9 protein-coding genes are annotated in these 9,661 nt (G+C 69.6%); 4 read left to right on the forward strand and 5 right to left on the reverse strand.

What is annotated here, in order from left to right:
• Positions 1–2,251: ATP-binding protein (locus tag ABF401_RS10735; RefSeq protein WP_353509555.1), on the reverse strand; the 2,251-nt coding region annotated here is incomplete at its 3' end.
• Between the two features lie 272 nt (positions 2,252–2,523).
• On the opposite strand from ABF401_RS10735, the gene ABF401_RS10740 reads away from it, so the two are divergent.
• Positions 2,524–3,420 carry an alpha/beta fold hydrolase gene (locus tag ABF401_RS10740; protein WP_353509556.1) on the forward strand — a complete coding sequence of 299 codons (897 nt, stop codon included), beginning with the start codon at positions 2,524–2,526 and terminating at the stop codon, positions 3,418–3,420.
• A gap of 116 nt (positions 3,421–3,536) precedes the next feature.
• A complete protein-coding gene (locus ABF401_RS10745) occupies positions 3,537–4,067 on the forward strand; it encodes a dihydrofolate reductase family protein (RefSeq protein WP_353509557.1) in 531 nt (176 codons plus the stop codon).
• Here the strand turns inward: ABF401_RS10745 and ABF401_RS10750 are convergent, their stop codons facing one another.
• The 4 genes from ABF401_RS10750 to ABF401_RS10765 all read right to left on the reverse strand — a co-directional run bounded on the left by ABF401_RS10750 (position 4,068) and on the right by ABF401_RS10765 (position 7,452).
• Complete coding sequence (locus tag ABF401_RS10750) at positions 4,068–4,505, reverse strand: VOC family protein (RefSeq protein ID WP_353509558.1); 438 nt, start codon at positions 4,503–4,505, stop codon at positions 4,068–4,070.
• 91 nt (positions 4,506–4,596) lie between these two features.
• Complete coding sequence (locus ABF401_RS10755; RefSeq protein ID WP_353509559.1) at positions 4,597–4,995, reverse strand: YybH family protein; 399 nt, start codon at positions 4,993–4,995, stop codon at positions 4,597–4,599.
• Positions 4,996–5,309: 314 nt separating this feature from the next.
• Positions 5,310–6,776 carry an MFS transporter gene (locus ABF401_RS10760; protein ID WP_353509560.1) on the reverse strand — a complete coding sequence of 489 codons (1,467 nt, stop codon included), beginning with the start codon at positions 6,774–6,776 and terminating at the stop codon, positions 5,310–5,312.
• A 46-nt stretch (positions 6,777–6,822) separates the two neighbouring features.
• Positions 6,823–7,452 (reverse strand): PH domain-containing protein, encoded by a 630-nt coding sequence (locus ABF401_RS10765; RefSeq protein WP_353509561.1) that lies wholly within the window; start codon positions 7,450–7,452, stop codon positions 6,823–6,825.
• Between the two features lie 147 nt (positions 7,453–7,599).
• Between ABF401_RS10765 and ABF401_RS10770 the strand changes: the two genes are divergently transcribed.
• Positions 7,600–8,667 (forward strand): SGNH/GDSL hydrolase family protein, encoded by a 1,068-nt coding sequence (locus ABF401_RS10770; RefSeq protein WP_353509562.1) that lies wholly within the window; start codon positions 7,600–7,602, stop codon positions 8,665–8,667.
• A gap of 12 nt (positions 8,668–8,679) precedes the next feature.
• Positions 8,680–9,661: phytoene desaturase family protein (locus tag ABF401_RS10775; RefSeq protein WP_353509563.1), on the forward strand; the 982-nt coding region annotated here is incomplete at its 3' end.

Below are 9,661 nucleotides of genomic sequence, written 5' to 3' on the forward strand. Positions count from 1 at the left end.
ACTCGCCGAGCCACAGGTCCATCTCCGCCCTGGAGCCGAGCAGCAGCCTGAGCAGCTGGTCGTCCTGGGCGCGCTCGGCCGAGCGAATGGCCCGGTCGATCAGCTTGCCCGCGGCCGTCTGGTCACCACGGCTGCCAGCGGCGATCGCGAGGCTGCGGAGGATCCCAGCCGCAACGCGCTCGTCGCCCGCCTTATCGGCGTGCGCCAGCGCGTCACGCCAGCGCGTCTCGGCCCCCTCGAGATCGGAGCGACGAAAGGCGACGTAGCCGAGACCCGAACGAGACCGGGCGAGGGCGATCTCGTCGTCGCCGGCGGCCGCGATCCCGGCCGCCTGCAGGAAGCACTGCTCGGCGTCGACGGTCTCGCCGCGCAGGATCAGCAGGTTCCCCAGCGCTGCCAGGGCCCGCCCCCGCAGAGCCTCGGCCCCCGACACGCCAAGGGCCTGACGCAGGTGGCTGACGCCGGCGCTCCAGTCTCCGTGCGACACCCAGAACGGCTCCATCGCAATGGCCGTGCGCAGCGAGCGGTCACCGTCACCCGCGCTCAACCCGCTCGCGAGGGCCCGACGGATGTTGTCGAGATCCGCCAGCACGTCGGCCCTGGCCTCCGCATGACCGCGCAGACCCAGCTGGCCCCCGAGCGTCTCAGCGCGTTGCGCGAACCACTCCCGGTGCCGGGCAGCCACGTCGTCGGACTCGTCTGAATCGGCCAGCTCGATCCCGGCAAGCTCGTGGACCGAGTCCAGCATGGCCCAGCGCTCCACGTCGTCGCTGTACGACAGCAGGGAGCTGCGGCGCAGCCGCCGTAGGAGCTGCGGGACGATCGCCTCGCTCAGCGGCGGTGTCCCGCAGACGACCTGTGCGGCGGCGATCGTGCCGCTCCGGGCGAAGACGGCCAGCCTGCCGAAGAGGAGGCGCTCGTCCGAGGGCAGCAGGTCGAGACTCCATCCCAGCGCCGCCCGGAGAGTCTGGTGCCGAGCGGGTGCCGTCCGGCGTCCATGCGTGAGCAGCGAGAACCGATCCGACAATCCGCGCAGGACTCCGGAGAGCGAGTTGTCAGCGAGTGCGGCCGCGGCCAGCTCGATGGCCAGAGGTATCCCATCGAGCTGCCAGACGATCTTCGCGACGATCGGCGCGTTGTCATCATCAATGCGAAAACTCGGACGCACCAATGCTGCTCGCTGTTCGAACAGCCGGATGGCGGCTTCCCCCACGATGTCTGCCTCGCCAGCGACGGCCGTCGGATCCGGAGCCGGCAGGGGATCCAGCCGCCAGACGACCTCTCCCTCGATGCCGAGGGGTTCCCGGCTGGTGGCCAGCACCGCCAGCTGCGGACAGCGTTGGGCCAGCACCTCGGCGAAGCCGGCCACTGCGTCGAGCACCTGCTCGCAGTTGTCGAGAATGAGCATGGCTGCCTTTGCCGCAAGGTCATCCAGCACGACGTCCTCGAGACTGCGTCCAGGCACCTCAGTGATGTGCTGGACGGCAGCCATCGCGCTGACCACGGCCTGCCGATCGGTGGCAGAGGCGAGTTCGACCAACCAGGCACCGTCCTCGAACTCCCCCATCACATCGAAGGCCACCTGAACCGCCAAGCGGGTCTTGCCGACACCTCCCAGACCGACGACGGTCACGACTTGGGCTTGGCGCATGTATCCGGCCAGCTGGCGGCGCTCGTCGTCTCGGCCGACGAACGCCGCCTTGTGGAACGGCAGGTTGTGCCGTGCGACGCCGTAAGCACGCAGCGGTGGGAACGCGGAGGGAAGTCCAGCCTGCCGCACCTCGAACAGGCGGGCCGGTTCCACAAATCCGCGCAGCTGGAACGAGCCGAGCGAGGAGAGGGTGACGTCCGCCGGAAGATCGCCGGCCACCGCCGCCGCCGTGGTCTCCGACACCACGATCTGGCCGCCATGCGCCGCCGCACAGATCCGAGCCGCCTGGTGCAACCCCAGCGACACGTAGTTGTCACCTGTCGGCGCAGCGTGAGCGGTGTGCACGCCCATCCTCACTCGGATCTCGGCGCCGGGCGGCCAGTCGTGCGCCTGGAGGGCGAGCTGACCGGCCACGCACGCGCGAACCGCCTCCCCCGCGTCGTCGAAGGCCAGCACGAGCGCGTCCCCCTCGGTGCTGACCTCGGCCCCTCGATGAGCCGTGAAGGCGGCTCTCAGGAGGGCGTTGTGCGTCGCGAGCAGGCCGACGTAGTCATCGCCCAGCTCTCGGAAGATCCGGGTCGAGGACTCAATGTCGGTCATCACGAACGTGACGATTCCGGCGGGCAACCGACCTCGCGCTTCAGCCGCCTTCTCCATGGGCCAGTCAGCGCCTCCCGCCGGCTTTCTCGCATACACGGACCTCGTGCTTCGAGGGGCGCGTCGCCTCCACGATATGGCGCGGATGGCGGCGGCGTCCGTGGTTCGGATGCAGTCAAGCAGGGACGGAACCTCGACGCGTACGAGGTCGGCGGGCTGAACGTGCCCCGCCTCGATCGGGTGTGGGTCTCAGGTGTCACGGCTAGCGTGGATGCATGGTTGATCCCTCTTCGGGCGCCACGGCGCGGACGGTGACCACACCCGACGGGCGCTCCCTCGACGTGCTCGACTCGGGCGGCGACGGACTGCCGCTTCTCTACCATTCCGGGACACCCGGGGGCGCGGTGCCCTGGCCCGCCGGGATCCAGGCCGCGACCAGGTCGGGCCTGCGCTGGATCACCTACAGCCGTCCGGGCTACGGATCGAGCACGCCGAAGCCCGGACGAACCGTCGCGGACGCCGCCGCGGACAGCGCAACGGTCCTTGACGCCCTGGGGGTCGGGGCCTTCGTGTCCGTTGGATGGTCGGGAGGCGGACCCCACGCCCTTGCCTGCGCGGCGCTGCTCCCGGGACGCTGCCAGGGAGCCGCGACCATCGCCGGAGCGGCCCCCTCTCACGAACCTGATCTGGACTTCGTCGCCGGGATGGCTCAGGACAACGTCGAGGAGTTCACCTTGGCCTCGAAGGGACGCGACGTGCTCGCGCCGGCGCTGGAGGAGCTGGCGGGGTCCTTCCGCAGTGTCACCGGGGAGCAGATCGTCGAGGCGCTTGGCGGCCTGCTGAGCGAACCCGACCTTGCGGCCCTCAGGGGACCACTGGCGGACTACATCGCGGCCCTGGCGCGTGAGGCGGTCAGGACCGGTGTGGAGGGCTGGGTGGACGACGATCTCGCCTTCTGCGCACCGTGGGCCTTCGACCTGTCCTCAATAGGCGTGCCCGTGGCGATCTGGCAGGGCCGCGAGGACCTGATGGTGCCATCGAGCCACGGTGAGTGGCTGGCCGCGCACGTTCCGGGCGCCCGGCCGCACTTGCTCCACCGGGTCGGCCACATCTCGTTGGTGGCCGCCCTGGACGAGGTGCTCGATGATCTCGTCCTGCATCGGCAGCGCTAGCTTCACGACCAGAACGCTGCTGGGCAGCGAGCCTGCTTGAATGATCGACAACCTCCGATCGGGGGCGGGCTCGTCGAGAGAGACAACCGACGGCAGGCGCAAGGAGGGATATGGGTATGGCGAGGCTCGTGTTCGGAATGAACCAGTCCCTGGACGGTTACGTCGACCACACGGCGTTCGAGCCGGCCCCCGCGCTGTTCCGCCACTTCATCGAGCAGACCGAGGCGCAGACGGGCTGTGTCTACGGCCGCACGATGTATGAGGTCATGCGCTACTGGGACGACGATCATCCCGACTGGGACGGGGAGGAGCATGCCTACGCAGCCGCATGGCGAAACCTGCCCAAGTGGGTCGTGTCGCGCTCGTTGGGGTCGGTCGGCCCCAACGCCACGCTGATCACGGACGAGGTCGAGCGCGCGATATCAGACCTGAAGGCCACGCGCGACGGCGAGATCGAGGTCGCCGGACCGCACCTGGCGAACAGCTTGAGCGAGTTCGGACTGGTGGACGAGTTCCGCATCTACCTGCACCCCGTGGTGCTCGGCCAGGGCAAGCCCTTCTTCGCCGGACCTCGGCCGCCGCTTCACCTGATGTCCAGCGAGCAGATGGGCGAAGACGTGATCAGGCTGAGCTACGTTCCTCGGTAGTCAACCCTTCTGGAGCTCCTCCGCGAGCATGACGATGATCCCACTGGGGCCGCGGACATACGTCAGTTTGTACACGTCTTTGTAGGTCGCCACGCCGCGAAGCGGGTGGCAGCCGTGCCTCGCCGCGATCTCGAGGGCCGCTTCGATGTCGTCGACCGAGAAGGCGATCCGATGCATGCCGATCTCGTTCGGCCGGGTGGGCTCCGTCTCGATCGCATCGGGGTGGATGTACTCGAACAGCTCGAGGCGCCCGGTGCCCTCTGGCGTCTGGAGCATGGCAATCCGTGCGTGGTTGCCGTCGAGGCCAACTGCGGTATCGGTCCACTCTCCACGGACGGTGTCGCGGCCGAGAACGGTCAGCCCCAAGTCCGTGAAGAAGGAGATCGCCGCTTCGAGGTCGCGGACGGCGATGCCGACGTTCTCGAGTTTGATGGGCATGCGTTGCACGCTACCGAGCCAGGGGGACGTCGTCGGGTGGACGGCCCGATGCCCTCTTCTCTTCGCCGGGCTGGCCGCCGCACGCGTGAATCTAGTCCGGCGGGGCGCTTCCGTGTCGATGGGCTACCTTCCACCCGCCGTTCTCACGCCGGTAGATCTGAGTCGCGCGGAGGGTGTAGGTACGCGGCTCGCCGTTGACGGAGGCGGTGGTGTGTTCGAAGCCCACCGTATAGGCGGTGTCTCCACGCACCTCCGCTTCAAGCAGCTCGAACTCGTAGGACATGCAGTCCGAGAAGCTCTCGGCGAGAACGGCGAAGAGCTCGTCGAGTTCCTGCTGCCCGCTCGCGTTCTGCCACGCGCCCAGCACGGACACCGGTTCGCTCCGCGACCAGATGGCACGGCGTGGTTCGGCGTCGCCGTTGTGCAGCGCAATCTCAGCGTCCCTGAGAATCGACTGCACCCAGTTGACGAACTCCTGACGCTCGCTCATGACCCGATCATGGCACCCGGGCACGAACGACGTCTCCGCCGATCGTCGGCTGCTCCGCGCCGGCCTACCCTGCGTTTCACATGTCAGCGATCCCAGGCATCGACGGCGACGACGACCGCCTCCACAGCGAAGCACCCGCCGAGGGTGATCCCGAGTTCGACGAAACCGAGATCCGGGCACATTCCACGGACCCAGCAGAAGGTGCGGACGGAAACTAGCCCCACCGGCATTCCGACCTCGGCGCGAACGCCGGTGCCCACAGTGGCCGAGGGGCACAGACAATCGCGCCGTGGTCCGAAAGTGGGAGGCCCGGGTCACTCCATTGGGGACAGCGCAGCTTTCCCAGCGGGTTCGGCGGGAAGGGCGCAGCGGGCCCGGCCAGAGGCCGCCAGACCGGTGGCCGCCAGCGCGACGGCGAGCCCGGCGATCACTCCGAATGCGAAACGGCTCGGTTCGCCCGCGATAGCCAGGACCGCACCGGCCGCCGCGTAGTACACCGCACTGGCCATGGAGGCGGCCATCTGACCGCCCGCGTTGTTGCGGCCCTGGTTCGAGTCGTCCGAGGCGGACATGATCAGGACCGAGAGGGTGCCCGAGGTCATGCCGATCCCGAGGCCGGCGAGCGCCCAGCCGATGAGGCCCACGGCGGTCGGCGCCTCAGCCCAGACGATGAGGCCCGTCCCGACGAGACCGGCCGTGACGAGCGAGAAGCCGGTTCGCAACAGCGTCATCGGCCGAGCCGAGAACCGGCTCTGGATGGCTGACCCGCAGGACCACGTGACGCCCGTGATGCTGAGACTGATGCCGGCCGTGAGCGGCCCGTGGTCGCGGAGCACGGTGAGGATGAGCGGCAGGAAGGCGCCGATCCCCATGAAGGATGCACTGACGAGGCCGCGCAGGGCGATGACCCCGCCGATGCCACACGCGGCCCGCAGCGCCCCCGCCGGCAAGAGGCGCCGCGCTGAGGCGCCGAGTCCGACCACGGCCAGACCGGACACGACGGCGACCGACACGGTGAGGGCCTGGACGGTGAGCTGCTCGGTGACGAGGTTGAGGGCGACGAGGGCGGCAGCAGCCAGGAGCGCCCAGGGCAGGATCCCGCGCAGGCGCGTGGGCCCCTCTCCTGAAGCCACCGCATCGGCCTCTTCCTGAGGAAGCCCCCGGGCGACCCGCAGAGCCGGTCGCAGTGCGAGCCACACCGGAACCAACACGACCGGTCCCGCGATGAAGATCCACCGCCAGCCCACCCACTCGGTGACGGCACCGGTGACAACCGGCCCCAGCACCGAGGGCAGCACCCAGGCCGCAGAGAACATCGCGACGACCTTCGGCCGCAGCACCGGATCGAGGACACGGGCCACGAGGACCATGACGCCGACGTCGAGCAGTCCCTCGGCGAGCCCGCTGAGCAGCCGTCCGAGCACCAGCGCGGGCAACCCAGAAGCACTCGCCACCGCGGCCATCCCGCCGACGAACGTCAGCGCCCCCAGCCGGAGCACCGGAACCGGCCCCCGACGGTCGGCCCACCAGCCGGCCGCGGCCAGCGAGACGAGGTAGGTCGCCAGGGGCGCCGCGCCGACGAGCCCGTAGCTCGTCACGGCGTCCAGCTCGGTGAGCACGGTCGGCATCGCCGTCAGGACGGCCCGGTTCTCGAACGCCCCCAGCGTCACCAGCGCGACGACCGCGATGACGATCGGGGCGTTGCCGCGGGTGAACAGGCTTGCGCCAGACGGCAATTCACGCTCTGCGACGGCAGAGCCAGCATCAGTCTTCACAGTCACGAGGAATACGATGCAAGTTCAAGTGCACGTGAGGTCAAGCGGGTTGTCACTCCTCAGCCAGACGGGGACGGTCACGTCGGTCGGGGTCCGAGCTCAGCGGCATACGGCCCTCGTCGTCGTCATCCTCACCCGGCGCATGACCCGGCCGTCCCTGCCCGGCCCCGCCATTGGCGACCATGCGGCGACGCGTGTCGTCCTCGTCGATGAGCCGGTTGATCAGCTGCTGCACGTGGTTGCTGTGCGGGATGTTGCGCAGCATCTCGTCGGGGCTGTCGCCGGCCGACTCGATGCGCAGCGAGCCGGAGTTGATGATCCGGTCGAGCAGGGACTGCTCGAAGGAGACGTCGGTGATCTTGGACAGCGTGATGTCCTTGCCCGACTTGCTGAGGATGCCCCGGCGGACCATGACGCGGTGCGACGTCACGACGTAGTGCGTCGTGCGCCACCGGAGGAAGGGTACGAGCACCAATGGGATCGCGATGAGGACGAGGACACCAACAGACACCCACTGGATCCCGTTGCCCGTCGAGTCGTTCGGCGTCGCGGCGGCGAGGCCGATCCCCCCGGCGATGAGGACGAGGCCGAGCAGCAGCGGCCCGACGACCGTGATCCAGTGCGGATGGATGCTCCGCTCCACGCGCTCGCTCTTGGCCAGGACGTTCTCCGGGAATCCCATGACGCCAGCGTAGAGCGCAGTCGGCCGGTTCCGGTGGCGGCTCCTCCGGACCGGCCCTACTCTCCGTAATGACGCCTCCTTCGCCGGGACGTCGGTTCTTGCAGTGCCTCTGGTTGACATCGCGGTTGACATCCGAAGGAGTGCGCAGTGAAGAGCTTCCCCCGACGCCGCCGGCTGACCGCGGCAGTCCTCACCCTCGTCGCGGCCATCGGCTCGGGCCTGGTCTCCGCGATCGCCCTCGCCCTGCCGGCGGGCGCCGCCGGGGGCTCGTACGTCGCCCTCGGCGACTCCTACTCCTCCGGCACCGGGACGCGGACCTACATCAACGACGGCACGTCCTGCTTCCGCTCCGTCTACGCCTACCCGTCGCTCGACGCGGCGCAGCTCGGCCTCAGCCTCACCTTCCGCGCCTGCTCGGGCGCGAAGGTGGCAGACGTGACGACCACGCAGCTCTCCGCGCTGACGACCTCGACGGCATACGTGACCATCTCGGTCGGCGGCAACGACGCCGGCTTCGCCGACGTCCTCACCGAATGCGCCCTGCCTGGCTGGATGAGCAACTGCAACGGCGCCATCGACGGGGCCCAGAGCATCATCACCAACGTCCTGCCCGGTCGGCTGTCGACGCTGTACACCTCCATCAGGTCCAAGGCCCCGAACGCCAGGGTCATCGTCGTCGGCTACCCCCGCATCTTCAACGGCGAGGACTGCAACGCCGGCACCTGGTTCTCGCCCAGCGAGGAGTCGCGCCTCAACTCCACCGCCGACCTGCTCAACGCGAAGACTGCTGCAGCGGCCTCGGCGCAGGGCTTCACCTTCGCCAACCCGACGCCGCGGTTCATCGGCCACGCCGTGTGCGACGACGTCGAGTGGATCAATGGCCTGTCCAACCCGATCCGCGAGAGCTACCACCCGAACCGGACCGGGCACGCCTCCGGCTATGTGCCCGTGACCAAGCCGCTCTTCGGTGTCACCGTGCCCGCGGCAGCCGCTGCCATGCTGTCGGCCAGCACCGTCGAGAAGGACGCTCGTCGCTTCACCGCCGTCGACCGGAGGATCACGCCGAAGGAGTTCGTCGCTCCGGACCTGACGTCGCCCCGAGCCAGGGCCGCGGCTGCTGCAGCCGGCGTCGACCTCTCGAGCCGGGCGAGCATCGACCGTGCGGACCGGATCTGGTCGGAGCGCCAGGCCGCCCAGTGGGCCGCCCGCAGCTGACCCCGACGCATCGTGGCCTACGACGACGTCGTCATCGGGGCAGGGCACAACGGCTTGACCGCCGCCGCCTACCTCGCGCGAGCCGGTCGCCGGGTCCTCGTCCTCGAGCGGTCGGAGCGCATCGGGGGCGCAGCGGTGTCGGTCCGGGCGTTCGAGGGAGTGGACGCGCGGATCTCCCGATACGCCTACCTCGTCTCCCTCCTGCCCCGCCAGGTGATCGCCGACCTCGGGCTCGACGTCAAGCTCGCCCGGCGCCGCTTCTCGTCCTACACCCCGACTCCCGGCGACCCGACCCGCGGCGTCCTCGTCGACACCGCGGATCCTGCCGCGACACGCGCGTCCTTCCGCCGGCTCACCGGCGACGACGGCGCCCACGACGGCTGGAGCCGGTTCTACGACCGCATGGCCGGGCTCGCCGAGCGCGTCTTCCCCACCGTCCTCGACCCACTGAAGACCCGCACGGAAATGCGCGCCCTGGTCGGCGACGACGCGCTCTTCGACGCCCTCACCGAGCGGCCGATCAGCGAGCTCGTCGAGTCGGTCACCGACGATGACACCCTCCGCGGGACCATCGCCACGGACGCACTCATCGGCACCTTCGCCGCGCTCGACGACCCGACGCTGCGCCAGAACATCTGCTTCCTCTACCACCTCATCGGCGGCGGCACCGGCGAGTGGGACGTCCCCGTCGGCGGGATGGGAGTGGTGACCGAGGCTCTCGCCAGGGCGGCCACCGACGCAGGGGCGACCATCGAGACGGGCGCCGAGGTGACCGCAGTGGATCCGTCGACGCGCGAGGTGGTCTGGCGCGGCGGCTCCACCCGGACGGACAGCGTCCTGGCCGCCTGCGCGCCGACCCTCCTCAATCGACTCCTCGGCGTGGTCGGCGCCGCGCCGATCCCAACGGAGCCGGACGTCGAGGGCGCGCAGCTCAAGGTCAACCTCCTCCTCACGCGCCTCCCCCGTCTCCGCGACGAGGCCGCCGACCCGCGGG

This window comes from Intrasporangium sp. (genome assembly GCF_040414665.1).
Classification (GTDB): Bacteria; Actinomycetota; Actinomycetes; order Actinomycetales; family Dermatophilaceae; genus Intrasporangium.